At 64.1% G+C, this 26,000-nt stretch carries 23 protein-coding genes; 7 read left to right on the forward strand and 16 right to left on the reverse strand.

Translation table 11 applies throughout. The annotated features are described in order from the left end of the window. Nucleotides 1–26 precede the first annotated feature (26 nt). The 6 genes from flhB to motA form a co-directional block, all read right to left on the reverse strand. Entirely contained in the window at nt 27–1,112 is a 1,086-nt protein-coding gene (gene flhB, locus UB31_RS32275; RefSeq protein ID WP_045013740.1) for a flagellar biosynthesis protein FlhB, read from the reverse strand. A gap of 13 nt (nt 1,113–1,125) precedes the next feature. Beyond that, on the reverse strand, nt 1,126–2,166 hold the full coding sequence (locus UB31_RS32280; protein ID WP_045007724.1) for a flagellar motor switch protein FliG: 1,041 nt from the start codon (nt 2,164–2,166) through the stop codon (nt 1,126–1,128). A gap of 2 nt (nt 2,167–2,168) precedes the next feature. Next, entirely contained in the window at nt 2,169–2,543 is a 375-nt protein-coding gene (gene fliN / locus UB31_RS32285; protein ID WP_045013741.1) for a flagellar motor switch protein FliN, read from the reverse strand. 75 nt (nt 2,544–2,618) lie between these two features. Further along, nucleotides 2,619–2,933 (reverse strand): hypothetical protein, encoded by a 315-nt coding sequence (locus UB31_RS32290; RefSeq protein ID WP_045007726.1) that lies wholly within the window; start codon nt 2,931–2,933, stop codon nt 2,619–2,621. Next, nucleotides 2,914–3,855, reverse strand: a complete 942-nt coding sequence (locus tag UB31_RS32295) for a flagellar motor switch protein FliM (protein ID WP_045007727.1) — start codon at nt 3,853–3,855, stop codon at nt 2,914–2,916. The genes UB31_RS32290 and UB31_RS32295 overlap by 20 nt, the downstream gene beginning before the upstream one ends. Further along, nucleotides 3,852–4,748, reverse strand: coding sequence for a flagellar motor stator protein MotA (gene motA, locus UB31_RS32300; protein ID WP_045013742.1), 897 nt, complete (start codon nt 4,746–4,748; stop codon nt 3,852–3,854). Before motA ends, UB31_RS32295 begins: the two co-directional genes overlap by 4 nt. A gap of 142 nt (nt 4,749–4,890) precedes the next feature. On the opposite strand from motA, the gene UB31_RS32305 reads away from it, so the two are divergent. From UB31_RS32305 to UB31_RS32335, 7 genes are all read left to right on the forward strand, one after another. Continuing rightward, nucleotides 4,891–5,679, forward strand: a complete 789-nt coding sequence (locus UB31_RS32305) for a DUF1217 domain-containing protein (RefSeq protein WP_045013743.1) — start codon at nt 4,891–4,893, stop codon at nt 5,677–5,679. Between the two features lie 3 nt (nt 5,680–5,682). Continuing rightward, a complete protein-coding gene (flgF, locus tag UB31_RS32310) occupies nt 5,683–6,411 on the forward strand; it encodes a flagellar basal-body rod protein FlgF (protein WP_045007730.1) in 729 nt (242 codons plus the stop codon). Between the two features lie 36 nt (nt 6,412–6,447). Further along, complete coding sequence (gene fliI / locus UB31_RS32315) at nt 6,448–7,773, forward strand: flagellar protein export ATPase FliI (protein ID WP_045013744.1); 1,326 nt, start codon at nt 6,448–6,450, stop codon at nt 7,771–7,773. Between the two features lie 846 nt (nt 7,774–8,619). Next, nucleotides 8,620–9,255, forward strand: a complete 636-nt coding sequence (locus UB31_RS32320) for a MarR family winged helix-turn-helix transcriptional regulator (RefSeq protein ID WP_045013745.1) — start codon at nt 8,620–8,622, stop codon at nt 9,253–9,255. 1,094 nt (nt 9,256–10,349) lie between these two features. Continuing rightward, nucleotides 10,350–11,414 carry a ketopantoate reductase family protein gene (locus tag UB31_RS32325; protein WP_045007733.1) on the forward strand — a complete coding sequence of 355 codons (1,065 nt, stop codon included), beginning with the start codon at nt 10,350–10,352 and terminating at the stop codon, nt 11,412–11,414. Nucleotides 11,415–11,886: 472 nt separating this feature from the next. Next, nucleotides 11,887–12,705: a YkgJ family cysteine cluster protein gene (locus UB31_RS32330; RefSeq protein ID WP_045007734.1), complete on the forward strand. Its 819-nt coding sequence runs from the start codon at nt 11,887–11,889 to the stop codon at nt 12,703–12,705. Between the two features lie 103 nt (nt 12,706–12,808). Further along, the gene (locus UB31_RS32335) at nt 12,809–14,320 is read left to right on the forward strand and encodes an ATP-binding protein (protein WP_045007735.1); all 1,512 of its coding nucleotides are present in this window, start codon (nt 12,809–12,811) and stop codon (nt 14,318–14,320) included. Here the strand turns inward: UB31_RS32335 and UB31_RS32340 are convergent. From UB31_RS32340 to UB31_RS32385, 10 genes are all read right to left on the reverse strand, one after another. Next, complete coding sequence (locus UB31_RS32340; protein ID WP_045013746.1) at nt 14,317–16,632, reverse strand: TonB-dependent receptor; 2,316 nt, start codon at nt 16,630–16,632, stop codon at nt 14,317–14,319. The two genes, UB31_RS32335 and UB31_RS32340, sit on opposite strands and share 4 nt — an antisense overlap. Then, on the reverse strand, nt 16,613–17,689 hold the full coding sequence (locus UB31_RS32345; RefSeq protein WP_045013747.1) for a HoxN/HupN/NixA family nickel/cobalt transporter: 1,077 nt from the start codon (nt 17,687–17,689) through the stop codon (nt 16,613–16,615). Before UB31_RS32345 ends, UB31_RS32340 begins: the two co-directional genes overlap by 20 nt. 107 nt (nt 17,690–17,796) lie before the next feature. Next, a complete protein-coding gene (locus UB31_RS32350; protein ID WP_045013748.1) occupies nt 17,797–18,537 on the reverse strand; it encodes an ABC transporter ATP-binding protein in 741 nt (246 codons plus the stop codon). Next, nucleotides 18,534–19,373: an ABC transporter ATP-binding protein gene (locus tag UB31_RS32355; protein WP_045013749.1), complete on the reverse strand. Its 840-nt coding sequence runs from the start codon at nt 19,371–19,373 to the stop codon at nt 18,534–18,536. The genes UB31_RS32350 and UB31_RS32355 overlap by 4 nt, the downstream gene beginning before the upstream one ends. Continuing rightward, nucleotides 19,373–21,196: an ABC transporter permease gene (locus tag UB31_RS32360; protein ID WP_045007740.1), complete on the reverse strand. Its 1,824-nt coding sequence runs from the start codon at nt 21,194–21,196 to the stop codon at nt 19,373–19,375. Before UB31_RS32360 ends, UB31_RS32355 begins: the two co-directional genes overlap by 1 nt. A 53-nt stretch (nt 21,197–21,249) precedes the next feature. After that, complete coding sequence (locus UB31_RS32365; RefSeq protein ID WP_045007804.1) at nt 21,250–22,404, reverse strand: ABC transporter substrate-binding protein; 1,155 nt, start codon at nt 22,402–22,404, stop codon at nt 21,250–21,252. 61 nt (nt 22,405–22,465) lie between these two features. Then, a complete protein-coding gene (locus UB31_RS32370; protein ID WP_045013750.1) occupies nt 22,466–23,041 on the reverse strand; it encodes an alkylhydroperoxidase domain protein in 576 nt (191 codons plus the stop codon). 17 nt (nt 23,042–23,058) lie between these two features. Further along, entirely contained in the window at nt 23,059–23,658 is a 600-nt protein-coding gene (locus UB31_RS32375) for a CMD domain protein (protein WP_045013751.1), read from the reverse strand. Between the two features lie 32 nt (nt 23,659–23,690). Then, nucleotides 23,691–24,725 carry a putative FMN-dependent luciferase-like monooxygenase gene (locus UB31_RS32380; RefSeq protein ID WP_045013752.1) on the reverse strand — a complete coding sequence of 345 codons (1,035 nt, stop codon included), beginning with the start codon at nt 24,723–24,725 and terminating at the stop codon, nt 23,691–23,693. Between the two features lie 350 nt (nt 24,726–25,075). Continuing rightward, entirely contained in the window at nt 25,076–25,858 is a 783-nt protein-coding gene (locus UB31_RS32385; protein ID WP_045013753.1) for a MetQ/NlpA family ABC transporter substrate-binding protein, read from the reverse strand. Nucleotides 25,859–26,000 lie beyond the last annotated feature (142 nt).

A 26,000-nucleotide genomic window follows, 5' to 3' on the forward strand; every position in this document is an offset into this window, starting at 1 on the left:
ATGCAGGGGACGCCGTCCTCGGAAATCTACTGAACCTTCTCAGCTCGCGGCGATTGCTTCGACTGGAGGAAGTAGATGATTTCGGCGACGGGCCGGAAGAACTCGGACGGAATGACCTGGTCGACCTGCACCGCCTCGTAGAGGGCGCGCGCGAGAGCCTTGTTCTCGATCACCGGGATCTTGTTCTGCTCGGCGACTTCGCGGATCTTCAAGGCAATCACGTCCATGCCCTTGGCCACCACGAGCGGCGCCGCGCTTTCTTCGCGGTTGTAGCGCAGCGCTATCGCGAAATGCGTCGGGTTAGCGATCACCAGCGTCGCGCGCGGCACGGAGGCGATCATCCGCTGACGAGACCGATCGCGCGCCAGCGAACGCAGTCGCGCCTTGATCAGCGGATCGCCTTCCGCCTGCTTGTGCTCGTCCTTGATCTCCTGCCTGGTCATGCGCAGTTCGCGCCGCCAGTGGAAGCGCGCCCAGGCGAGATCGATCGCAACCAGCACGATGGTCGCGATGCAGATCGCCGAGACGATCCGCATTGCGATGGTGAGAATCATCTCCGGCAACGCCACGGGATCGGTGTACATCGCCTCGAACGCCCTCGCTTCCGACGAGCGGAGCACGAAGGCGACGACTGAGGTCACCGACACCAGCTTGAAGAGCGATTTTGCAAATTCCACGAGGCCCTGAGAACCGAAGAGCCGGCTCCACCCGCTCACTGGGGAGATTCGCGAAAGGTCTGGCATGATGCGCTGGAGCACTAGAGTGGGCGCGTTTTGCAACAGCGACGCTGCCAATCCGAACACGGCCATGGTGACGACCAGTGGCACCAGGAATCGCAATGCCTCGAGGCCCACCACAATGAGGAGGTTCTGCGCGTCCGCCGCGTTGCGGAGACGGAAGCCATCGGGATCGTCGAGAAAGCTCTTCAGGGTCGGCGTCAATTGCTGCACGCCCTGACCGATCAGGAACATCTGGATCACCATCAGCGCCGCCATCGAGGCGAAAATGGAGGCCTCCCGAGAGACCGGAATTTTGCCCTGTTCGAGCGCATCGCGGACTTTCTTCTCGGTCGGCTCTTCTGTCTTGTTCTCCTGGTCGGATGATTCTGCCATGCCCGTTCAGCGGTCAGCGGAAGACCAGCTCATCCTCCTGTTCGGGGTTGAGCTCGATTTCACCCTTCTCTGCGAGGTCGAGCGCGAGGTCGGTGATCACGCGGCGGGCTTCCAGCACGTCGCGCTGGTTCGACGGCTCGCCGATGGCCAGCTCGTGCTCGACGACGCGACGGACGCGCGAGGCGACTGAGGACAGGATCAACTCGCGGAAGTGCTTGTCGGTCCCCTTCAGGGCGATGACGATGCGGTCGGTCGGCACCTGATCGAAGATCATGGTGCGCGCCTTCGGCGTCAAATTGATCACGTCGTCGAAGGTGAACAGCAGTTCCTTCAGTACCTCCGCCGACTTCGGCCGTTTCTCCGACAGGCTCTTCAGCATGTCCTCGATGTGGCCGCGCTCCATCTTGTTGATGATATCGGCGACACGTGCGTAGGTGTCCGCGCCGAGGTTACGGGCGAAGTTCAGCGTCAGATCTTCATGGAGCGTCTTCTCGAGGACCCTCATGGCATCGTCGACGATCGGCTTGAGGCTGAGCACGCGCCGCATCAGTTCGTTGCGCAGGCTCGATGGCAACTGGCTCATGACCTTGGCAGCGCAGGACGGCTTGACCTTGGACAGGATGAGCGCCGCGGTCTGCGGATGTTCCTTGGAGAGATAGCTCGCGAGCGAGTTTTCCGACACCGACGAGACGCGGTCCCAGACCGATCGGCTCGAATTGCCGAGCAGGTCCGACATGATCGCCGAGACCTGGTCGGCCGGAAGCACGTCGCCAAGCACGGCCTCGAGGCCACCGAGGGTGCCGAGGATGTTGGCGCCCATCGAGAATTGCTGCGCGAACTCCTCGACGATCCCCTCGAGCTCTTGCGCGGTGATCGGCCGCAGCTCGGCTGCGGCCTTGGTGACGATACGGATCTCCTGCGGCTCGAACTGCTGGAGCACACTCGCAGCCGCCTGTCGGCCCATGGCCAGCAGGAGCGCCGCGACCTTTTCCGTTCCACCCAGCGTGGCAACGCCTCGCTGCTTGATGGGAGCGATGCCGACCTGTGCCGCCATGGTCAGGTATCACCCTGCCCCAGCGGTCCGACAATCTCGGTCAGCGAGACGCCGAAGCGGGAATTGTCCTCTTCGACGACGACGACCTCGCCGCGGGCGACAACGCGCCCGTTGACCACGACGTCGACGGGCTCGCCGACCCGGTGATCGAGCGGGACTACGGCGCCACGACCGAGCTTCATCAAATTCGCCACCGGGATGGTCGCCGAGCCCAACACCACCTGCATGGTGACGGGGATGCGCAGGATGGCATCGACATTGGCGAACTTGCCGGTCTCCTCCGCGGTGCGCGCGGCAATCTCCGCCAGCCGCTCCAGCGGAGACGTATCGGTATCTCCCGATGCAGATGCAGATTCATAGTCGAAGGATTGCGCCATTTGGTATCGCCTCTTGGTATTTCCGCTCCCGGAGCGCCGCGACGTTCCGATGGTAAATTTCTGTCCGTCCCGATTCTAATGCTTGTTCGCGTCGGCACCGTTCGCGGTCGCGGCCGGAGCGAGCCCGCTTCGCGCATCGAGCGCCGCGATCGCCTCGTGGGCCTGATCGATCTTCGTGCTCAGCACGTTGGCGAGCCGACCGAGATTCGCAGTGGAGTCGTGCGCCGCAGTGATGACCGTATCGAAGGCGCCTGCCGTCTCGTGGACGATGGTCGAGAATTCGCCCTGGTAGCTGCGCAGCCGCGCCAGCTCGCGGTGCATCTTGGTCACCCGTATGCTGGTGAAGCCGAGTGCGATCAACAGCACGGCATCAACGAGATAGGATATCATCGACGAACTCCCGCTTCTGATCGACGGGATCTGCCACCTGCATGGCGTAATAGCCATCAAGCTGGCCGATCTGGCACCAGAACAGCACCTGGTTGTTGCTTTCGAGCCGCGCCAGCGTACGCGGCGTCGCCTCGAGCTCGAGAACCTGCCCGACATGGAACTTCACGACGTCGCCGAGCGACACCATCTTCTCGTCGAGCACGGCGCTCAACGTCACCTCGGTCCGGTGAACCTCGCTCTCCATCTGCTCGCGCCAGCGCGGATCGGCCGCACGGCCGTCGCTGACGACGACGGTCGCGAGCTTCTGCCGCAGCGGATTGAGCGCGGAGTGCGGAATGATCAGGAACATCTGGCCGCCGCGGTAGAGCGCCTGCAACATGATGTTGGCACAGATCGACATGTTGCCGCTCCGGCCGATCGCCAGCGAGGCCATCGCGGTCTCGACCCGCTCCACGCGAAAGGTCACGTTGGAGGTGCCGGCAAACGCGGATTGCAGCGCCTTGGCGAAACGCTCGAACAGCGCCTGGACCAGGCGGATTTCGATGTTCGAGAAGGAGCGTTCGACGTCCATCGGCGGCTCGGCGCCGTCCGAACCGAACATCGCCTCGACCATCGTGAAGACGAAATCGCGGTCCAGAACCATCAGGATCCTGGAGTCCCACTGCTCGGCGTAGAGCACGGCCGCGACCGCATTGGCTTCGTAGTCCTTGATGATGTCGCCGACGCGCCCGTTGGTGATGCCGTTGACGGAGAAGTAGCAAGGCGTACCCGCCATCGGCTGGAGGCTGTCGATGCACGACGCCGCCATGCGATCGAAGATCACATTGAGCATCGGCATACGCTCGATCGAGATGCCGGCCGCATCCAGCAGGTAGTTCGGCAGCTGCTTCCGCTGATCGACGTCGAGGTCTTCCATCATCATGCGCGTGCAGCCTTCGGTTCGGCCTCAGTCACGACAGCCTTCGGCCCGGCAATCGTTTCGTTCTCGACGACGTCGATCGACGGCCGCTCGGTGCTGGCAATCATCTTGCGGCCGTGCTCGACGGCGATCTGCGGCATGGCGCCGTTCATGAAGGCAAGCAGCGTCTGCTTGACGATGATGTAGGGCCGGCAGCGCTTCTCGCGCGTCATCTTGACCTTCATCGCGAAGGGGGAAATTATGCCGTAGGACAGGAAGATGCCGGCGAAGGTGCCAACCAGCGCCGCGCCGATGAAGCCGCCCAGGAGCTTCGGCGACTGGTCGAGCGCACCCATGGCCTTGATGACGCCAAGCACCGCGGCGACAATCCCAAGCGCCGGCAGCGCCTCCGACACCACCACGAGCGCATGATAGGGCGACAGCTTGCTCTTCACGATGGTGTGGATTTCCTCGTCCATCAGCGCCTCGATCTCGTGCGTGCGCGCATTCCCCATGATGATGAGGCGGACATAGTCGCAGATAAACTGGAGCAGCGATGCATCCCCGAGCACACTCGGGAACGCCTTGAATATCTCGGAGGACTGGGGGTCGTCGATATGCGCTTCCACCTCGTTGCGGCCCTTGCCCCGCAGCTCGCGCATCAGGGAATGCAGCGCGCCGAGCAGATCGAGGTAATAGCGCTCACCGGGCACCGCGCCGGTGACGGCCTGCATGCACGCAAGCCCGGTATCCACGACCACCTTCCATGGATTGGCCATGATGAAGGTGCCGGCCGCGGTGCCCATGATGATTACGAACTCCCACGGCTGCATCAGCACGCCCAGATGCCCGCCCATGGCGGCAAAACCGCCAAGCAGCGCCGCTACCGTGATGACGATCCCCACGAAACTGCCCAACGCGCCGCTCCATCACCGATCCCATCGGGAATATCTAGCCGGCGACGCTTGCGCGAGGCTGGCTTCGGCGTCGCCAGCCCCGCGCAAGCAATTGGCGGCAGCTTGGGACGATGTCGCAACGGCGGCCAGAGGGGCGCGTGCCATGCTATCCACCATCGCGGACTACACCAGACTGACCAAGGACATGGGCAAGTCGATGACGCAGGTGGCGCAGGAGCCGGACGTCAGCCGCGACACCGACTACTTCCTGAGCCATATCGGCAACGTGAAGACGATCGACGACTTCCTGGGTGACTATCGGCTCTACTCCTACGCAATGAAGGCCTATGGCCTCAGCGACATGACTTATGCCAAGGCGTTCATGCGGAAGGTGCTGACCGAGGGCGTCACGGACAAGGACGCCTTCGCCAACAAGCTGAGCGACACCCGCTACCGGGACTTCGCCACGGCCTTCAATTTCGCCGCCAACGGCGCCAACGCGACCCAGACCACCGCAGCCACGACCGGCACGGCCACCCAATATGTCACGCAGACGATGGAGCAGAACGCGGGCGACCAGAACGAGGGCCTGCGGCTCGCACTCTATTTCACGCGCAAGGCCTCCTCGATCACGAGCCCCTACCAGATCCTCGCCGACAAGGCCCTGACCCAGGTGGTCCAGACCGCAATGGGCTGGTCGGCGACGATCAGCTCGTCCGACATCGACGCCCAGGCCAAGATGATCACGGACAAGATCGATCTCACCGATTTCCAGGACCCGACCAAGGTCACCAAATTCGTGCAGCGCTTCGCGGCGATGTGGGACGCGACCCAGACCCAGAGCGACACTTCGACCAACCCGGCGCTGGTCCTGATCGGCGGCGCCTCGGCGTCGGTCGGCCTGGATACCGACATGCTCACGACACTTCAGAACATCCGGTTCAACAGGTAAGTCATGCAATCCGCTCTCTATGTGGGACTATCGGCGCAGGTCGCCCTCGAAAAGCGTCTCCAGACGATCGCCAACAACGTCGCCAACGTCAACACGTCCGGCTTTCGCACCGACGTGGTGAAGTTCGAGACCGTGCTGTCCAAGGCCGGCGCGAACCCGGTCGCGTTTTCCTCGCCCGGCGACAACATCATTTCGCGCGAGCCCGGCAATATCACCGAGAGCGGCAACCCGCTCGACGTCGCCGTGGTCGGACAGGGCTTTATTGCCTTCGCCGGCCCGAATGGCACGGTCTATACCCGCGACGGCCGCCTCCAGATCGCCGCCAACGGCGACCTTCAGACGGTGTCGGGTTTCCCCGTCATCGATTCCGGTGGCGCGCAGATCACGCTCGACCCGAACGGCGGACCGGTCTCGATCTCGCGCAGCGGCGCGATCACCCAGGACAACAACGAGATCGGCACCATCGGCCTGTTCAACATTCCCGCTGACGCCAATCTCGACCGCTACGGCAATTCCGGCGTCACGCCCGACCGGCCTGCGACCGCCATCGCCGATTTCACCCGGGACGGCTTCAAGCAAGGCTATGTCGAGGGCTCCAGCGCCAATCCGATGATGGAATTGACGAAGCTGATGTCGGCCTCGCGCGCCTTCGACGGCACCAATTCGCTGATCGAGGGCACCGAGAGCGAGCTCAACAACGCAATCCGGACGCTGGGCGATCCCAGCAAGTAGACTGCGCGTCGCGCGTAATTTGGGTGGACGGTTTCCTTGAACGCTCTTCGGCAACTTGAGTGGGCGCTGCTGGAGCTCCAGCAGAGCACGCCGCTTGCAAGCGTCAGTGGCGCGATCTCCGAGATCGCGCCGACGCATTTCCGCGTCTCCGGCCTGTCGCGCTTCGTCAGGCTCGGCGAGCTGATCGGCGTCAATTCGGGCGGCAAGCCCCAGATCGGCGAGGTGATCCGGATCGACAGCGAGGGCATCGTCGCAAAGCCGTTCGACCGGCAATTCGCCGGCGGCCTCGGTTCGGTCGCCTACCGGATGCCGCCCCTGTCGTTCGCGCCGGATCCAAGCTGGAAGGGCCGCGTCATCAATGCGCTCGGCGCGCCGCTGGACGGAAAGGGCCCGCTCACCCCGGGATCGCGGCCCGTTTCCGCGGAGACCGAGGCGCCGCCGGCGATGAAGCGGGCGCGCGTCCACAAGCCGCTGCGCACCGGCGTCCGCGTCATCGATCTGTTCGCGCCGATCTGCGCCGGCCAGCGCGTCGGCATCTTCGCCGGCTCCGGCGTCGGCAAATCGACGCTGCTGGCGATGCTCGCCCGCAGCCAGGGTTTCGACACCGTCGTGCTGGCGCTCGTCGGCGAGCGCGGCCGCGAGGTGCGCGAGTTCATCGAGGACGTGCTCGGCAACGACCGCCACCGCTCCGTCACCATCGTATCGACCGGAGATGAAAGTCCGATGATGCGGCGGCTGGCGCCGAAGACGGCCATGGCCGTCGCCGAATATTTTCGCGACCGGGGCGAATCGGTCCTGCTCGTGGTCGATTCGATCACCCGCTTCGCCCATGCCGCCCGCGAGGTCGCGCTTGCCGCCGGCGAGCCCGCGGTCGCGCGCGGCTATGCGCCAACGGTCTTCACCGACCTGCCGCGCCTCCTGGAGCGTGCCGGGCCCGGCGAGGAGGGATCCGGAACGATTACCGGAATCTTTTCCGTGCTGGTCGATGGCGACGACCACAACGAGCCGATCGCCGACACCATCCGCAGCACACTCGATGGGCACATCGTGCTGAGCCGGCACATCGCCGACCAGGCACGCTATCCCGCCGTAGACGTGCTGGCCTCGGTCTCCCGCCTCGCCCATAACGTCTGGGACCCCGAAGAGCGCGAACTGGTGAGCAAATTGCGCACCCTGATCGCCAAATATGAGGACACGCGCGACCTTCGCCTGATGGGCGGTTATCAGTCGGGGCGTGATTCGGGCCTCGACCAGGCGGTCGACATGGTCCCGAGAATCTACAACGCAATGCGACAAGACGCCTCAGCCTCGCCGAGCGCCGATCCGTTCCGCGAGCTGAGAGACATGCTCAAGGGCGACTAGCAGGGTGAGACGGCACGCGACATGCGCGCCTCGCATCTCGATCAGCGCGTGTCGTCGCATTGCACGAACTGCGTATGCGTTTGATTGCCGCCGATGTTCACCACGCGAATCTCAGCCGTTCGGATGAGCCGTCGGCACGGTCGTGAGAACGATGTGTGGACCATACTTCGAATAACGCCACAACAACCGCCGCGTGTAATCCGACCAAGTTCCCTTGGTGTTCCATTGGCGATTTCCGAAGCAGATCGCGCAAGTTGTGGATGACTTTCGCGATGCGCATCGCCTGTCGTGCACAAGCTTCGATCAATCTGCATCAACGGCAGACAACAATATGCGTGCAATCAAACCGTCGTAGAGTTGCGTGCATCTAGTCTGCTAGATCGCGCCATTGTATTCACCATCATGTGTCCCGCAGAGTGAGATTGTCTTGAACGTTACAATCGTTTGCAACGACATCCTGTCTCGAAAGAGTGTCTCTACTTGCTTTTGTTGAGAAGCTCATTCATCGTTTCGGCGGAAGATAAGAAACGTTTGCTTGCGACTTGAACTCAGGGGCTTCGGTTGAGCAACTCCGATCCATCGTCCGGTCGTGACGGCAACTCGGGCTCCCGTGCGACGACGCCGCGGTTGGTATGCCATCAGCGACGCGGCCTATCGCGCCGGATCCCACGGCGCACGTCAGACCAAGTCAGGTTCCTTGCAGTCCACATCTTCGCACATGAGCCTGACACGGCGTGCTCATCGCACACCTCGATCTGTCTGGCGTCTCTCGCAGGATTCGCGCGCCATGGCGGAACGCGGCTTCGGGGCGCCGCAGACGTGATTCCCGGGGCGAGGTAGGAATTCATGCCGTTGGCACGTGAAGCAGTCGAGCTGCTGGTTCAGGCGGCCAGAGCCTGGTATTTCGAAGGCGATCAACACGGATTGCGCGATCGGGAGTGGATGGCGCTGCGTTTTCTCGGGCGCGCCAACCGGTTCTCGCGCACACCGTCTGCGCTCGCCGGCTTCATCGGCGCCACCAGGGCGACCGCATCGCAGATTGTGAAGACGCTGGAGAGCAAGTCCTTCCTGGTCCGCAAGCCGTCGCAAGAGGACAAGCGTTCCGTCGTGCTCCACGTCACCCCACAGGGTGAGAAATGCCTGAACCAGCATGATCCGATCAACCATGTGGTGAATGCGGTCACAGCGCTCGGTACCGAGGAATGCATCAGGCTGCGCGACTCGCTGCGCGAGATCCTCAATCACCTCGATGCGGCCCATCAGCGGCTCGATGCCAGCATCTGCCGGGACTGCATGTTCCTGGCCGAGCGCAGCCCCGGCACGGCCAAGGGACGCGCCACGGCTGAATTCATGTGCCGGCTGTATCGCGCGCCTGTATCGCTCGACGAAACCGAGCTCCTCTGCACAAGTTTCGAGCGTACCCGCGACCGTCCGAAGATCGAGGAACACCTCGACCGCGCACGGGTGGCGAGCCAGGGGTGAGGCTGCGCGCAATATCCGGGTGAATATTGCGGGTAGAGCTTGCGGGAAATGTCGCAACGGCATCATTCTTTTGACCGACCACAGTATTGGCCCCGTCATCCTGAGGTGCGAGTAGCGCAGTGCATCTGCACTGCGCTGCGAGCTTCGAAGGATGGACGGCCGGGATGCAGCAGCGCGAGGCAACAGCGGGACCGTCCCCTTCGAGGGCCGCTGAAGAAGCGGCCACCTCAGGGTGACGGTGACGGATTGGCAATCGCTGCAACACCGATCCGTTCTCGAATCACGACAGACACGCCTTCGCATTCTCGCGGCTCATTTCGCCCGAGCTTTGCTTGATCTCTCCACCCTCTTATCCAAGAGGGCGCAGGGAAGGCCGGGTGCCGGCTGGCACCCACGGTCCGCTGTGCGCGGGTAGCGCAAAAGGAATTGCACAGCGGCATACAGGTGAAGCCGAACACACGGCCTTCCCTGCGCGATGGGTTGACGGCTTATGCCGTGCTCTCCCGGGAGCCGAGTTCGTTCTGGCCTCCCTCACCTTCGCGAAAGTCGCCGACACCGCGCCGGTTGACGCGAATGCCGCCTCCGCGAAAGCTTGACCGTAGCAACGACGGCCAGGACCACACGGTTTTGCCGTACGCGCGTTCGCTTGTTCGCCACAGAGCCCGACGGCGTGGTGCACACAGCCACCGAGATATTGGCGAGACGAACCATCAGCGCCGCTCGTCGGCGTGAAGCCTCGGGCTCACGGAGAGCAATCCGCCCTGCCCGCACATCTCACGCCCGACGCTGCTGCGTCCACCGCAAGCCCGGCACGCGAAAAATGACGACACATGATCGCCCCTCAAGGTCGAGCCGGGATGGCCGACACATACGACAAATCCGAATTTCGGTAAAGTGGAATATATTTGCGCTCACGGCTTGACGGCCCCGCAGGTGTGTTGCCCGTCGGGCACCCATAGCCGGGATACCCGGCGCCGCCTTGTATGCATTATCCCAGTTGCCATCGTGGGGGACTTTCCTTTAGATGCGCCCCAATCCGCCCCCGGATCATGGTCCCGGGCCCAAAAACCCGCAAAATTGTCAAGGGACGAAGCATGGCGCGCAACATTCTGATCCTCGGGGCTTCCTACGGCTCCCTGCTGGGCACGAAGCTGTTGATGGCCGGGCACAACGTGACCCTGGTCTGCCGCGCCAAGACCGCGGAGCTGATCAATCGCGACGGCACCGAGGTGCGCATCAAGCTGCGCGACGAAGCGGTGCACCGCGCCATCTTCTCGCGCGACCTGCCCGGCAAGCTGGATGCGGTGACGCCGGCCGATGTCGACCTCTCCCGTTACGATCTGGTCGGCCTTGCGATGCAGGAGCCGCAATACGCCAACCACACGGTCCGCGTTCTCATGATCAAGATCGCCGCGGCGAAGCTGCCGTGCCTCTCGATCATGAACATGCCGCCGCTGCCCTATCTGAAGCGGATCCCGGCGCTGGCGGACATGGATCTCGAGGAGGCCTACACCAATGCGCAAGTGTGGGAGCGGTTCGAGCCGGGGCTGGTGACGCTGTGCTCGCCCGATCCGCAGGCCTTCCGTCCGCCGGAAGAGGCAGCCAACGTGCTGCATGTCGGCCTGCCCACGAACTTCAAGGCCTCGGCCTTCGCCGACGACAAGCACAACAAGGTGCTGCGCGAGCTCGAAGCCGACATCGACGCGGTGACGCTCGCCGGACAGGATGTTCCGGTGAAGCTGAAGGTATTCGACTCACTGTTCGTGCCACTGGCGAAATGGTCGATGCTGCTCACCGGCAACTACCGCTGCATCACGCCGCACGAGCCGCAGTCGATCCGCGACGCCGTGCACGGCGATCTCGCGCGCTCGCAGACGATCTACGAGCATGTCGACGCGATCGCCCGCCGTCTCGGCGCCGATCCGCAGGACCAGGTGCCGTTCGCGAAATACGCCAAGGCCGCCGAAAGCCTGCTGAAGCCGTCATCGGCGGCGCGCGCGGTGGCGAGCGGCGCGCCCTTCATCGAGCGTGTCGACCTGCTGGTGAAGCTGATCTCGCATCAGATCGGCACGCCCAATGCGGAGATCGACCGCACGGTCGAGACGGTGGACCAGAAGCTGAACGAGAAGATCGTGCAGGGCGGTTCGGGCGCGCAATAAAAGCGCGCGCCGCATACTCGACTTTGGTCGTACGCGGCGGCGCATGACGCCGACGACGTGCGATTGCATCTCATCGATCACGCGATCGTGTCGTTTGCGCGTCCCACAGGCGCTCACCTGAAAATATCACAAGTGCGCGAGCCCAATGCATGTTGCGCATCATATCGCGGCGACGCGCGAGACCAAAGTGAGCCATTTCCGGGCGAATTGAGCCAAAGCAGATCAGGTTCCCGCTTGTGGCGGTGCAAACAACCTCTCGCTCGGACGTGCGCGATCCTTCATTTGCGCAAGCGCTGTATGCGCGTGCGTCGGGCTCGTTGTCTTGTCTCGCCAATGCGCGCGCGCAAGATGCTGTTGCCGAATATTTCCTCGGCCACGTCATGTCTTGGATACCCGTTCTCGAAAATGGATTCCAAAACTGGCGTTCGCCCGGCCGACAAAAAGAATAAGAGAAGAACAAGAACAACAAAAAATGGACCAGGCAATGTTGAGCGTCGTCCGCGCGATGGAGGCAGGCGCGACGACGATGAAGGGTGTGATCGACGCCACCGGACTGTCCCGTCTCAAAATTGAACGTGCGTTGAACGCGCTGGAGAAGCAGAAGCTCCTGGTTCGCGATGGCCAGGGGTTCAGGCCGACCGGTCTGCCGAAGGCCGCGCCGCTTACCCGGCAATGCGGATCGTGCAACGCCTGCTGCGATATCCTCGAGGTGGCCGCCGTCGACAAGCCGGTGAACCAGCTGTGCAGGCATTGGCAGACGGGCACGGGATGCACCATCTACGACCGCCGTCCGCAGATGTGCCGGTCATTCGTCTGCGCCTGGCTGCAAGGTCATCTCGACGACGACTGGTTTCCCGCAAAATCGGGCATCATCGTGCATTTCAGCCAGGACGCGGTCAACGTCACCGTCGATGACCATTGCCCCGATCGCTGGCGCGAGGAGCCGTATTTCAGCAAGCTCGCCGAATGGTCGCTGAACGGCATCAGGCGAATCGGCAACCGCGGTTACGCCACCCTCGTCGTGTCCGGCGCCGACAAGTTCCTGCTGCTCGGACGCACCATCGTCCCCGATCCGACACTGTTCGGGACGGCATTCCTGCCGCTCACCGCCGACACCTTTCGGTTCTGGAAGGCACGATCGCCGGAGCATTTGCAGCGGCTGCACGAACGCATTGCCGAGATCGAGCGGATCAGGCAGGAATTCGGGTCGTGCGCGATTCCGGACGACGATGACGACGATCCCACCCCGCCCTACCGGCCCGCGCTTTTACGGTTATCGAACCTGGCCTGAAATCCATCGTGGGCAACAGGGCGTGATTCGCCCTGTGCCGCTCGACGCGCCCCAGCCGGGTTGGTAAGCCCCTGTCCGCGAATGAAGGGGTTTGAGTCGGGACATGACGGTTGCGATCGAGATGGGGCAGACCCTTGCGGGCGCCGCGGCGGCCATGGACCTCGAGGAACTGCTGGCAACCCGCCTCCTGGTGCAAGGCAATTCGGGCTCCGGCAAATCGCATCTGTTACGGCGGCTGCTGGAACAGAGCGCGCCCTGGGTGCAGCAGGCCATCATCGACCCCGAAGGCGATTTCATCACGCTGGCCGAGCATTTCGGCCATCTCGTGATCGAGGCCGAGGACCATACCGAGCGCGGCCTTCAGGTCGCCGGCGAGCGCGCGCGGCTGCATCGCGTTTCCACCGTGCTCAATCTCGAAGGGCTGGACGCCGAGAACCAGATGCGGCGCGCGGCGGCATTCCTCGGTGGTCTCTTCGATGTGCCACGCGACCATTGGTACCCGATGCTCGTCGTCGTCGACGAGGCGCAGCTGTTCGCGCCGGCCGTCGCCGGCGAGGTGTCGGACGAGGCGCGGAAACTCTCGCTCGGCGCCATGACCAATTTGATGTGCCGCGGCCGCAAGCGCGGGCTCGCCGGCATCATCGCGACCCAGCGGCTGGCAAAGCTCGCCAAGAACGTCGCGGCGGAAGCGTCGAACTTCCTGATGGGCCGGACCTTCCTCGATATCGACATGGCGCGCGCCGCCGATCTGCTCGGCATGGAGCGGCGGCAGGCCGAATCCTTTCGCGAGCTCGAGCGTGGACAGTTCATGGCGCTGGGACCTGCGCTATCGCGCCGTCCCTTGCGTTTGCATATCGGCCCGACCGACACCAGCCCGCGCAATTCGACGCCGCGGCTGATGCCGATGCCCGAAGCCGCGCTGGAGGATGCGCGCGCGGTGATCCTGGCCGCGCCGCCCCCCGATGCCAGCCGGCCGCAGCGCCGGCCGGCACCGGACCTGCTCGAACAGCTCCGGGCCGCGAAGGCCGCCGCGCCCGAGATCAGCCCCGAGCCGATCGAGCTGCCGGTCAGCGCCGAGGCGTTGGCGGAGCGGCGCGAGCGCGTCGACCGGACTTTGCGGGCGGTGCTGGCCGAGCCCGATGCCGGCTTCCGCGCCATCGGCGTGCTCTACCAGGAGTTCGTAGTTCGCTGCCGCATCGAAGGCCTTGGCGCTGCCGTGCCAGACCTCAACGAATTTCGCCGCATGATAACGCATGCGCGGGCCGGTCTCGGCACCGAGCTCGCCGAGGATGACGCCTGGCAGGAGGTGTCGCTGCGCGCCTCGATCCTGCCCGACGACATGCAGGGCGTGTTCATGATGATTGCGCGCGCGGCCAAGGAAGGCTGGCCCTGCCCGGGCGATGCCGCGATCGCGCGCGCCTACGGTTCGCATTCGCTGCGCCGGGCGCAGCGCCTGCTCACCTACATGGAAGAGCAGGGCCTCATCGTCTGCCAGCTCGACGGCGGTGGCCGCAGGTTCGTGACACTGGTGGAGCTGGCCTGGGCGACCGCGCCGGGCGATCCCAATGCCGATGATCTGCCGGTGGAGCCGGCTCCGAGCGCGGCGCCTGCTTAAAAGGCGCCGGCCACGGTGAGGCGAAACGTCAGTGGCTCGACCGGGTGCAGCACGTAATCCATCACGCCGTTCTGGCAGACCGCGATCGGCGCGACGCCGCCAGTGCAGAGATTGTAGAGCGTATCGGTCTTGAGCAGCGACCCATAGGCGTAAGTGATCTGGTTCGCCTTGGCGTTGAGGAGATTGAGCACGTCGAGCTGGATACGCCAGCCGTCCTCAGTGCGATAGCCGAGGCGGCCGTTGAAGATGCTGGTCGCGGATGAGCGGAACGCATTATCTTCCGTCAGCGGGCTGGAGGCGAGATAGCGCCAGCGCAAGGCCCCGAACCAACCGGTCTTCTCGCCGAGCGTGACGCCGGCGGACGCCACCATTGGCGGCGCGTTCGGAATGTAATTGCCCGGCGCGTTGCCGATCTGCGCCGCGGGATAACCAGCGAGCGAGGCATAGAGCGCGGCCTGCTCGCTGTCAGTGCCGCGAAAGCGTGCATGCGTCATCGCGAGATCAGCGTCGATGTCGATCCAGCATCGCGGCCGGTAATGGTTGGTCCACTCGAAACCATAACGGCGGCTGGCACGCGTTGCCTCGGTATCGCCGGCGTCGCCCGAGAACAGGATCTCGGAATCCTGGTCGAGGATGAAGACGCTGAGCGAGGTGTCGAGGCCGGGAATGATCCTCGTGCGAACACCGACCTCCGAGCCCCGCGTGCGCACCAGCAGCGGCGACGGCGACAGCTTTGTCGCGGGATCGATCGGATCTTCCGTCGTGGTCGCACCGCGCGCGTCGTTCGAATGCATGCCGTATCCGGCGCCGAGGAAGAATTCGGTCTGGTTGAAGGGCCCGAGCACCATCCTGAATTTGGGACTGCCGAGCGACGCATCGACGCGGCCGGAGTTGTTGGAGTTGAACAGTGAGGTGACGTCGGCGGCATAATAGTCGCCGCGCCAGCCGACAGTTGTCCTGAGCCAATCGGTCCAGCGCACGGTGTTTTCGGCGTAGATTCCGACGCTGCCCTCGCCGACCTTGTCGCTGCGGATGTTGGAGAAGAAGTTGCGCTGGAACGTGTTGCTCAGCGCCAGATCAATTGCGTCATAGCGCGATTGCAGGCCGAAAGTGGTCTGCATCGGCAGGCCCGCGAACGAGCCGTTCAGCGTGCGCGAGATGTTCGCGCCAGCCATCAGGCGGTCGTCGTGCTGGTGGAACTGGTCGCCCAGCACGGGATCGCTGAGAAAATAGGTGAAGTTGTTGAAAAGATCGAGCTGGCTCTTCACGACATAGGCATTGGCCTTCCAGGAGCCGAGATCATCGCTCTGCGCCACGCGGCCTGAGAGCGCAAAGCGATTGGTGTTGCCGCCGTCGCTTGGATCTTCTGAGCCGAAGCGGTCGAGAAAACCGCTCGCGATCGCGCGCTGCGGCACCTGGTCGGTCGAATTCCATGTGTTCGCATAGGCCATGCCGGTGACGGACACACCATCCGTCGCGGTGCCCTGGCTGTAGCGCACGAGACCATTGAGCTTGCGCACATTGTCCGGATTGTCCCACGGGCCGTTGTAGATGCCGAGTTCACCAGCGACGAGCAGCGAACCGTCGCCAACTTTGGCGGAATCCATGCCAAGCAAGCGGCGATAGCCGAAGCTGCCAACGGTCACCTGCGCAAGGCCTTTTTCGGTGCGGTCGATCAGGCCGATGTGAATGCTGCCGACCGAGGCGAAATCGCCTTCGTCGGCGAAATACGGCCCCTTGCGCACGTCCATTGCGGCGATGGTTTCCGGGATCAGCCAGTTGAGATCGGCATAGCCCTGGCCGTGCGCGTGGGTGCGCATGTTGACGGGGACGTCGTCGACAGTGATCGCGAGATCGGTGCCGTGGTCGAGATTATAACCGCGCAAGAAATACTGGTTGGCTTTGCCCTCGCCGGAATGCTGGGTCACGATCAACCCCGGCACGGCTTCGAGCGCCTCGCCCGGCCGCGTGAAGGTGCGCGCATTGAGGGCTTCACTGGAGACGGTGAACTCGCTCGCCATGCCCGGTGGACCTTTTACGCCGGAGGCGACGCTAACAGTGTCTGCTGCCGGAGCTGGCGTTGGCTGGACCGCCACTTGGCTCGTTGCCACGGCGGGTTTGCTGGCGCGTCGCGGCGTCGGCGGCTTCTTGCGACGCGGCGTCTCGCCGCCGGTCACCTGAATTGGCGGCAGCTGATGCGAGGTACCGCCGTCCTGTGCGAATGCGCCGCCACTATCTGCGAGAAGGACGAAGGCCGAAAATGCCGTCAGCGTGCCGTAGCCACGGCCGAGCTCAGGCCGCCTCAGTCGCATCGGCGCATTCCAGGACTTTTGGCACGCCACCGCGGCTGTCCGCAAACATGCGGCGATAGAGCACGATCGAGACAAGCCAGGCGACCACGAACAGCGCGATCACGGCGAAGCCGAAATTAGCAAGCGACTCGTTGAGACCGTCGACCAGTGCCCACAAGCCGCCAGACAGGCCGAGGCGATCACCGATCAGACCGAGTGCCTCGATGCCGCCGATGAACAGCGCGACCGCGATGGAGGCGCCGGTGATGGTGAGGTTGTACCAGAGCTTTCGCAGGGGATCGACGAAGGCCCAGCGATAGGCGCTGACCATCAGCGCGGAGTCGGCGGTGTCGACCAGCGCCATGCCGGCAGCGAACAAAGCGGGGAAGACCAGGACATCCGCGAGCGAAGCGCCATGCGCGGCTTCGGTCGCGGAGATGCCGAGCAGGCCAATCTCGGTCGTGGTGTCGAAACCGAGCCCGAACAGCAGTCCGAGCGGGAACATGTGCCAGGGCTTTGTCACCAGGCGGAACATGGGCCCGAGCAACCGCGCGAGAAAACCGCGGCTGGCGAGCAACGCATCGAGCCGGGCTGCGTCATGAACGCCCTGCTCACGCGCGACACGAAAAATCCGCCACAGGCCGGCGAAGATGGCGAGATTGATCGCTGCGATGACGAGCAGGAACAGCGCCGACACCGAGGTGCCGATCAGCCCGCCGATGTCCCTGAGCAGGCTATCGCCGCCAAGGCTTACCACGCCGAGTGCGAGCAGCATGGTCGCGACCACGACGATTGTGGAATGGCCAAGCGCGAAGTAGAGGCCGGCGCTTCGCGGCGTATCGCCGGCATGCATCAGCTTGCGCACGACATTGTCGATTGCGGCGATGTGGTCGGCATCGACGGCGTGGCGCAGGCCAAACACCCAGGCGAGCAGCGCGGTGGCCATCACCGCGGGCCGGTCGGCGAACAATGCGAAAGCCCAGGCCCAGGCGGCGACATTTGCGGCGATGAGCCCGCCGAACATCAGCACGACTCCGGGCTCAACCGCCCGCAAGGACAACCTCGTCACGAACATCATTCCGTCCGCCGCACGCCCATCGCGTCAACGGTATGATCTTTTCACAAAATGATCACACTGGCCAGTGCAATCCCCGGCGGCCGGGACAGTTTTCGTGCATGGCCGCCTTACGCTGCCTCGGCACCGCCGAGATAGGCGTCGCGGACGCGGGGGTCGTCCTTCAGCGCTCGCGCCGAGCCGGACAGCACGATCTTGCCGGTCTGGAGCACATAGGCCTCATGCGCGATCTCGAGTGCGAGGCTGGCGTTCTGCTCGACCATGAACACCGAGACGCCTTCCTGGTTGATGGTCCTGATCAGCTCCAGCACGCGATCGACATAGAGCGGCGACAGGCCCATGGTCGGCTCGTCCATCACGATCATCCGCGGCCGGCTCATCAGCGCGCGCGCCATGGCGACCATCTGCTGCTCGCCGCCGGAGAGCGAGCCGGCCCGCTGCGACAGCCGCTGGCCAAGCTTCGGGAACAGCGTCAGCATTTTGTCGAGATCCTGCGCAATCGCCTCCCGGTCGTTCCGCACGAAGGCGCCCATCAAAATGTTTTCGCGGACACTCATGTCGGCGAACAGCCGCCGCGCCTCCGGCACCGAGGCGATACCGCGGCGGACGATCTGCGGCGTGGTCAGCCCGATCAGCGAGGCGCCATCGAAGGTGACTTCGCCGGAGCGTGGTTTCACCAGGCCGAGGATGATTTTCATGGTCGTCGACTTGCCGCTGGCGTTGCCGCCGAGCAGGCAGACGATGTGGCCGCGCGCAACATTGATCGAGAGATCAAAATGCACCTGGGCCTGGCCGTAGAACGTGTTGATGTTGGACAGCGCGAGCAGCGGCTCGGGAGATGCGTTCGTCATGCCGCGCTCTCCTGCTCAGCCGCACCCGACAGGCCGTGGCCGAGATAGGCCTCGATCACCTTGGGATCGTTGCGCACCGCTTCGCCCGCGCCCTCCGCGATCTTCTTGCCCTCGTCCATGACGAGGACGCGATCGGAGAGGCGCATCACCATCTCCAGCTTGTGCTCGATCAGGAGGATGGTCAGGCCCTCGGCCTTCAACTCGGCGACGAGACCCTGCATCTCCGCAGTCTCGCTCGGATTCATGCCGGCGGTCGGCTCATCGAGCAGCAGCAGCCGCGGCCTGAGCGCCAGCGCGCGCGCGATCTCGACGCGACGGCGGTTGGCGTAGGAGAGGCTGTAGGCGGGCTGGTCGATGCGCGGCAGCAATCGCTCGCCAAAGCGAGCGAGGATGACCTTCACCTCCTCGCGAAGCCGCTCTTCCTCGGCCTTGACGCTGGCGGGTCGCAGCAGCGCCAACCCCAATTCCAGCAGCGGGCCGATCACCGGTACGGCCGGCTTGACCGCGCGCAACCGCGTATGCGCGCCGATCAGGACATTGTCCATCACGCTGAGATTGCCGAAGACGCGGCCGAGCTGGAACGTGCGCGCGATGCCCTGGGCCGCCAGTCGTTCCGGCGAAAGCCCAGTGATGTCCTGCCCTTCGAAGCGAACCACACCCGCATCGGGCCGATCGAGCCCGGTCACAAGGTTGAACAGGGTCGTCTTGCCGGCGCCGTTCGGGCCGATGATGCTGATGAGCTCGCCCTTGGCGAGGTCGAGATCGATATCGTCGACGGCGGTGAGGCCGCCGAAGCGTCGCGTCAATCCGCGCAGGGATAAAAGCGTGTCCGCCATCAGATCGTCCCCAGCAGGCCTTGCGGCCTGAACCGCACGAGAAGCAGGAGCACGATGCCGTAGATCAGGATGCGGTACTCCGCCGCGATCCGGAACACTTCCGGCAGACCGACCAGCGCCACCGCGCCGACGATAGCGCCGACGACATTGCCGAGGCCGCCGAGGATCACAACGGTCAGCGCCAGGATGGACTGCTGCGTGTTGAAGGTCTCATGGTTGATGTAGGAATAGAGATGCGCGGCGATCCCGCCGCTGACGCCGGCGGCAAATCCGCCGAAGATGAAGGCCAACGATTTGTAGCGGTTCAGGCTGAGGCCATAGGCGCGTGCGGCGACGTCGTCGTCGCGGATGGCACGGAAGCTGCGGCCGAGATGCGATGAGAGCAGGCGCGCCTGGAGCAGCGCCAGCACCACCATGACCGCAAAACTGAACCAGTAGATCGACGTCGGGCTGATCAGCTCGTAGCCGAACAGCGACAGTGGCGGGATGCCGGAAATGCCGATCGGACCGCGGGTGACGCTTTCCCAGTTCAGGATCACCAGCGACACGATCTCCCCGATGGCGAGCGTCGCGATCGAAACATAGTGTCCGCGCAGGCGGAACGACGGCGAGATCAGCGCCGTGCCGAGCGCCGCACTCATCAAGCCACCGGCGATGATGGCAAGGCCGACGGGGACGGCGAAGGTCAGCGACAGCAGCGCGGAAGTATAGGCGCCGATCGCGAGCAGTGCGGCATGTCCAAGCGAAACCTGGCCGATCGTGCCCGCCACCAGCGTCAGGCTGAGCGCGAGCATGCCGAGCAACCATGCATTGATCAGGGTCTGGAGCACGTAGAAGGACACCGGGAGCAGCGGCAAGACTGCGAACACACCAACCGCGACCAGCAGAGCCCAGCGCGGAATGCGCACCGGCCGGCTCGGCGCGATGAAAGTGCCGGTAAGCGGTTCGGGCGGCGCCTGCCGGGCGCTTGCGAACAACCCGTTCGGCCGCAGCACCAGCACGACGACCAGCAGTAGGAATGCGAACAGATTGCGGTAGCTGGTGCCGAACACGGCGACGCCGTAGCTCTCCACCAATCCGAGCAGCAGGCTGCCGATCACCGCGCCCGGCACATTGCCGGCGCCACCGACGACTTCGGCGACGACGCCCTTGAGCGTCGCCTGAAGGCTCATCGCAGTGTCGATCTGATTGTAGTACATGCCGACCAGCAGGCCGGAGACACCGCCGAGCGCGGCAGCGATGCCGAACACGGCCTGATTGACGCGGTTGACGTCGACGCCCATCTGCATCGCGGCGTCGCGGTCCTGCGCGGTGGCACGCACGGCCCAGCCGAGCTTGCTGTAGCGCAGGAACACGAACAGCAAGAGCGCACTGGTGATGCCGACGCCAGCGATGAGCAGATCAAGCGGCCCGATCGTGCCGCCACCGACCTGGAAGCGGACATCCGGCAACTGGCTCGGCAGCGCGCGCGGATTGGGCGAGAAGGTCAGCATCACCAGCTGGTCGAGCACGAAAGAGATGCCGATCGTCGCGAGCAGCGGCGCGATGCGCACCGAGTTCTGGAGCGGACGCAGACCGAACCGCTCGATGATCAGCCCGACCAGCGCCGCCGCCACCGCGACCACAATGATGGTGAGCGGCAGCGGCGTATGCAGCTGCACCACCGCGACCCAGCCGATATAGGCGCCGACCAGATAGATTGAGCCCTGGGCAAAATTGATCAGCCGGCTGACGCCGAAGATCAGCGCGAGCCCGACCGCAACGAGGGCGTACACATTACCGACGATCAGCCCGTTGATCGTGTAGTCGAGCCAGGAAGACACGCGATGGTCCTAATAAGAGAAAAGGGCCGGAGTTGATCACTCCAGCCATCATGTCAGGTCGGCTTGCCGTCCCAAAGCGCGAACTGGCCCTTGCGCACGACGAGCTCGGCGTTCATGGCGCCCTTGACGCGGCGGCTCTCGACGTCGAACGTCGCCGTCCCGAAGATGACGCTCGAGACGTCCTTTACTTTCGTGAAGGCATCCCGAATGGCGCGGCGATCGGTGCCGCCGATCTTCACCACGGCGGCGGCCATGTTCATCGCATCGTAGGCGTAGGCGTTGAAAGCGTCGGGCTCCAGCCCGTTGTACTTCTTCTTGAAGCCGGTGATGAATTTCTGCACCTCGGGCCGTGGATCTTCCGGGAAGTAGCGCGTGCCGACATGGACGTCCTCGACGGCCTCGCCGCCGAGCTCCAGGAATTTCGGCGAGTAGACCGAGCTGGCAGCGCAGATCACCTGCTTCAGCCCGACCTGGCGTGCCTGCCGCGCGATCAGCGCACCGTCGGAATAATAGGAGATCAGGATCAGCCCATCCGGGTTGGCGTCGCGGACACGCACCAGCGTCGAGCGGAAGTCGCGCTCTTCCGCGATGTAGGCCTCGGTGACGGCGATCTCCGCGCCGTACTCCTTGGCTGCCTTGACGAAATAGTCGCGGCTGGTGCGGCCCCAATCGGTGTTGAGGTGCAGCACCGCGAGCTTCTTGAGGCCGAGCTTCTTCACGGCATAGGCCGCCAGCAGCGGCTGCTCGTCGGCCTGGCTGACCGAGGTGCTCCACATGAAGTCGCCGCCCTTGGTGAAATCGGGATGCGAATTGGTGAAGCCGAACTGCACCAGCCCGCCCCGCTGATAGATCGGCGATGCCGCCATCGAGGCCGGGCTTGAGAAATCGCCGAGCTCCAGGACGATTTTGGGATCGGAGACGAATTTCTGCGCGATCGCGACCGATTGCCGCGGGTCGCTCTGGCTGTCCTCAAAGCTGTAGGCAAGCTTGCGGCCGTTGATGCCGCCGCCGGCGAGGATCTCGTCGAGGGCGAGATCAAAGCCCTGCTTCCATTGGGTGCCATATTGCGCATTCGGTCCGGTCAAGGGACCGCTGACGCCGAGCAAAATCGGCTCGGAAGTGTCAGCGAAGGCAGCGCGCGATAATGCCGTTCCTGCCATCACGGCGAGAGAGCCCTTGACCAGGGTTCGGCGATTGATGTTGCTCATGTACGGCTCCATCCCGTCAGGTGTTACAAACAAATGGCAATTCTTGTGCCAGTGAAGATGCCTATTTCGAGGGCTCACCGAGCGACAGCATCAGCCGGTTCGCCCAGTTGAAGAACGACGCACCGTTGACGACATCGACGATCTCCGCATCGTCGAGACCCGCATGCCGCAGCTCAGCGATATTGTCCGGCCCGAACGCGATCGGCGTCGAGGCCAGCGCCACCGACGCCTTGACGATGGCGTTCCAGCGCTCGCCGAGATCGGCCTTGATGCCTTCGTCGAGCAGCCGCTGCACGTCGGCGCGGCGCTTGGAATAGGTGCTGGCAAACCGCGCATGGACGGACGCGCAATAGATGCAGCCATTGTAGCGCGAGGTCGCGGCGGCTGCGAGCTCACGCTCGGCGCGCGGCAGACCGTCGGCGACGTTGTAGAAGATGTCCTTGTCGGTCTTGGTGCGGGCTTCCAGCACCTCGGGATCGCGCACCAGCAGCCGGAAATATTCCGACTTGGCGCGGGCGCGATCAACCAGACCGGCGAAATGCCGCTCGGTCAGCTCCGCCTCCGGCAGCGGCTCGATCCAGGACACCCAGCCGAGCTCATCCTGGGTGAAGACGACGGGCGGATTGATGGTGCTCATGATGCAGCCTCCATTTCTTACGCGTTGGCCGCGGCAAGCGTGCGCAAACCGCTGACGACGCGCACCTGAAACGACAGGAACGCGACGAGCTGGGACAAGGTGACGATGCCGGTGTTCGACCAGCCGGCGCCAAGCAGCGCCTTCATGTCGGCCGACGCTGCATCACGCGGCCGGAACACCAGGAGGTGCGCATGTTCAAGGGCCGCGACAAGCCGGGCGCCGATGGCGGATTTGCGCTCTGCGCTGACGCGATAAATCAAACCGGCCGTGTTCTCGACTGACAGCGGGCCGGCCGGAAACGAGCCATACGGACCCGACGTCTTGCCCCGCGCGACCTCTGCCTCGATCGCCTCTACCAGGGCCGCGCCATTCGCGCTCGCCGCAAGCTTCGCCCGATAGAAGGCAGCCACCGGGGATTCACCATGGAGGCCGGTGACGAAGAGTGCAACCGCCGCGCGTTCCGTCAGTGAGAAGTCGCTGGCGTCAATCGGTTCGAACAGAGAGAGATAGCTCTTCTGCGCGTTGTCGCGCGCCTGCACGCGCTTCGCACGGATCGCGTCCAGCGCCGATCCCGGTTCGATCCCGGCGAGCGTGTCGATGATATCCTTCGTACTCATCAGTCAGCCTCATGCATTCCCTGAAATCCCGACTAGCCCGCCAGGGCCACATCGGGCGCTGTTCTGGTCCAGCCCAGCGCCGGCGCAACCTTGTCCGCGACCAATTCGATCGAGCGCAGGATGTAGGGGTGCGGCGGATCGACCGAATGCGCCTGGAACACCAGATCGGTCACCCGCTCCAGCGTTGCGTCGGCGCGCAGCGAGGCGATGACATCGTCGGCCGCGCCGACATGGGTGTCGAACGCCTTGATCATCTCCTCCAGCGTCTCGCCCGGAGGCAGGTGGCCGCCCTTCATGAATTGCGGCAGCGCACGCCGCAATCCAGTGTCGGCAAGCCGCATCGCCTCGCGGCGGTCGTCGGCGACGAAGATGCTGCGCGAAGCCATGATGCGGGGCTCGCAGCCCGGCGGCAGCGCTTCGAGATAGGCGTCGATGACCGGGTTCTGAATGTCGGCGAGCGTGGCCTTCGGCGCGTCCTTGCTCCGCGGCTGGGTGCGCGACAGCAGCAGGCCGTCGCCGGCCTTGCCGGCGCGCGCGCCGCCCGCCACCGAGAACGTCGCCTGCCAGATGCGCTTGTCCAATTGCGGCCGCTGCGGGTAGAGCGTGTCGCCGCCGTCGAGCTGCTTGCCGGTCAGCGCCGCGCGGACGACCTGCAGGTTGCGCGCAAAAATCTCGTTGCGCTGGGCGCTGTCGAGGCCGAAGGCGGCAAAGGCCGACGGGTTGCCACCGGTGCCGACGCCGAGCTCGAAGCGGCCATCGCAGAGAAGGTCGAGCACCGCGGCGTCTTCCGCCACCCGTACTGCGCTCTCCAACGGCAAGGTGACGATGCCGGTGCCGAGGCGGATGCGCGAGGTCTGCGCTGCGACATAACCGAGAAAGGTGAAGGGCGACGGCAGCCCGCCCTCGCGCTCGTGGAAATGATGCTGCGCGATCCATGCGGAATCGAGACCGGCCTTCTCGGCGCGCACGATCTGCTCGGCCGCAAAACGATATCGATCGGCCGGCGGCGCCTCGTCGAGCAGCCGCGTGAAGAACCCCAGTCTTTTCAGGTTTGCAAAACGTTTCATACGATTCCTGCCGGGCGAGGATTGCCACGGCCCGGATGATGTCGGTTGCGAGAGCCCGAGACAAGCGGGCAATGCGCAAGGCTGCCAATTCGCCCGGATCCCTCCGCCCAAGGGCGGCGGGCAGTTTGCCTACCAACTCGGCGGCATCGCGCCTTGAAGTTAGCCAGGAGGAATTCTTTCATCTTCGGCGTGTGATGGTTGCCTGCTGCAATCTCGATCCGCGGTGTCACGCCGATCTTGATGGTCTCAACCGACCGCGCGGCAAGGACGGCTGCGAGGGCGGACAAGGCGAAGTTCGCGCGCGATTGTAGATCTTGCCTGCGACGCGGTCGCGTGGCTCGCGTTCCGGCCTACCAGCTCGGCAGCACCGCGCCCTTGAACTTGGTCAGGATGAACTCCTTCACCTCGGGCGTGTGATAGCTATCGACCAGGATCTTGACCCACGGCTTGTCCTTGTCGGCGGCGCGCACCGCGATCAAATTGACATAGGGGCCCTTCGGGTCCTCGCGCAGGATCGGATCCTTCACGGGATCGAGTCCAGCCTGCGTCGCGTAGTTGGTGTTGATCGCGGCGGCGTCGACATCGTCGAGCACGCGCGGCGCCTGCGCGGCATCGACCTCGATGAATTTCAGCTTCTTGGGATTTTCGGTGACGTCCAGCACCGTGGGTTTGAAGCCGACACCATCCTTCAGCTTGATCACGCCCTTGTCACGCAGGAGCAGCAGCACACGTCCGCCATTGGTCGGATCATTGGGGATCGAGACCTTGCCGCCGTCAGGGATATCGGCGAAAGCCTTGTGCTTCTTCGAATAGACGCCGATTGGAAAATTCACGGTCAGGCCGACTGCCTCGATCTTGTAGCCGCGATCGGCCTTCTGGTTGTCGAGATAGGGCTGGTTCTGGAATGAATTGGCCTGGATGTCGCCGGCATCGAGCGCGGCGTTCGGCACCACATAGTCGGAAAACTCGATCAGCTGGATATCGATGCCCTGTTTGGCCGCGACCGGCTTCACGGCCTCGAAAATCTGCGCATGCGGGCCTGGCGTCACGCCGATCTTGATGGTCTCGGCCGAAGCTGCAGCCGACCATGCGGCGAGCACGGTTGAGAGGATCAGGGCGGAACGAAACGACATCTTTGGTCTCCGTGAAGGCTGTGACAACGGTTGGAACCGTCTTCTCCTGCCCGGAGTACGAAATCAATGAAAAGAACGTTCATATTTATCGCCCGCGGCGGGCAACGTTTCTCCGTGAGGCGTCAAATGGGAAACAAATCCG

The organism is Bradyrhizobium sp. LTSP849, assembly GCF_000938255.1.
Classification (GTDB): domain Bacteria; phylum Pseudomonadota; class Alphaproteobacteria; order Rhizobiales; family Xanthobacteraceae; genus Bradyrhizobium.

Excerpts from the sequence above, each read along its gene's own strand:
- flhB (WP_045013740.1), bottom strand. The coding sequence starts at position 1,112 with ATGGCAGAATCATCCGACCAGGAGAACAAGACAGAAGAGCCGACCGAG.
- UB31_RS32280 (WP_045007724.1), bottom strand. The coding sequence starts at position 2,166 with ATGGCGGCACAGGTCGGCATCGCTCCCATCAAGCAGCGAGGCGTTGCC.
- fliN (WP_045013741.1), bottom strand. The coding sequence starts at position 2,543 with ATGGCGCAATCCTTCGACTATGAATCTGCATCTGCATCGGGAGATACC.
- UB31_RS32290 (WP_045007726.1), bottom strand. The coding sequence starts at position 2,933 with ATGATATCCTATCTCGTTGATGCCGTGCTGTTGATCGCACTCGGCTTC.
- UB31_RS32295 (WP_045007727.1), bottom strand. The coding sequence starts at position 3,855 with ATGATGATGGAAGACCTCGACGTCGATCAGCGGAAGCAGCTGCCGAAC.
- UB31_RS32305 (WP_045013743.1), top strand. The coding sequence starts at position 4,891 with ATGCTATCCACCATCGCGGACTACACCAGACTGACCAAGGACATGGGC.
- flgF (WP_045007730.1), top strand. The coding sequence starts at position 5,683 with ATGCAATCCGCTCTCTATGTGGGACTATCGGCGCAGGTCGCCCTCGAA.
- UB31_RS32320 (WP_045013745.1), top strand. The coding sequence starts at position 8,620 with ATGCCGTTGGCACGTGAAGCAGTCGAGCTGCTGGTTCAGGCGGCCAGA.
- UB31_RS32325 (WP_045007733.1), top strand. The coding sequence starts at position 10,350 with ATGGCGCGCAACATTCTGATCCTCGGGGCTTCCTACGGCTCCCTGCTG.
- UB31_RS32330 (WP_045007734.1), top strand. The coding sequence starts at position 11,887 with ATGGACCAGGCAATGTTGAGCGTCGTCCGCGCGATGGAGGCAGGCGCG.
- UB31_RS32335 (WP_045007735.1), top strand. The coding sequence starts at position 12,809 with ATGACGGTTGCGATCGAGATGGGGCAGACCCTTGCGGGCGCCGCGGCG.
- UB31_RS32340 (WP_045013746.1), bottom strand. The coding sequence starts at position 16,632 with ATGCGACTGAGGCGGCCTGAGCTCGGCCGTGGCTACGGCACGCTGACG.
- UB31_RS32345 (WP_045013747.1), bottom strand. The coding sequence starts at position 17,689 with ATGATGTTCGTGACGAGGTTGTCCTTGCGGGCGGTTGAGCCCGGAGTC.
- UB31_RS32350 (WP_045013748.1), bottom strand. The coding sequence starts at position 18,537 with ATGACGAACGCATCTCCCGAGCCGCTGCTCGCGCTGTCCAACATCAAC.
- UB31_RS32355 (WP_045013749.1), bottom strand. The coding sequence starts at position 19,373 with ATGGCGGACACGCTTTTATCCCTGCGCGGATTGACGCGACGCTTCGGC.
- UB31_RS32365 (WP_045007804.1), bottom strand. The coding sequence starts at position 22,404 with ATGAGCAACATCAATCGCCGAACCCTGGTCAAGGGCTCTCTCGCCGTG.
- UB31_RS32370 (WP_045013750.1), bottom strand. The coding sequence starts at position 23,041 with ATGAGCACCATCAATCCGCCCGTCGTCTTCACCCAGGATGAGCTCGGC.
- UB31_RS32375 (WP_045013751.1), bottom strand. The coding sequence starts at position 23,658 with ATGAGTACGAAGGATATCATCGACACGCTCGCCGGGATCGAACCGGGA.
- UB31_RS32380 (WP_045013752.1), bottom strand. The coding sequence starts at position 24,725 with ATGAAACGTTTTGCAAACCTGAAAAGACTGGGGTTCTTCACGCGGCTG.
- UB31_RS32385 (WP_045013753.1), bottom strand. The coding sequence starts at position 25,858 with ATGTCGTTTCGTTCCGCCCTGATCCTCTCAACCGTGCTCGCCGCATGG.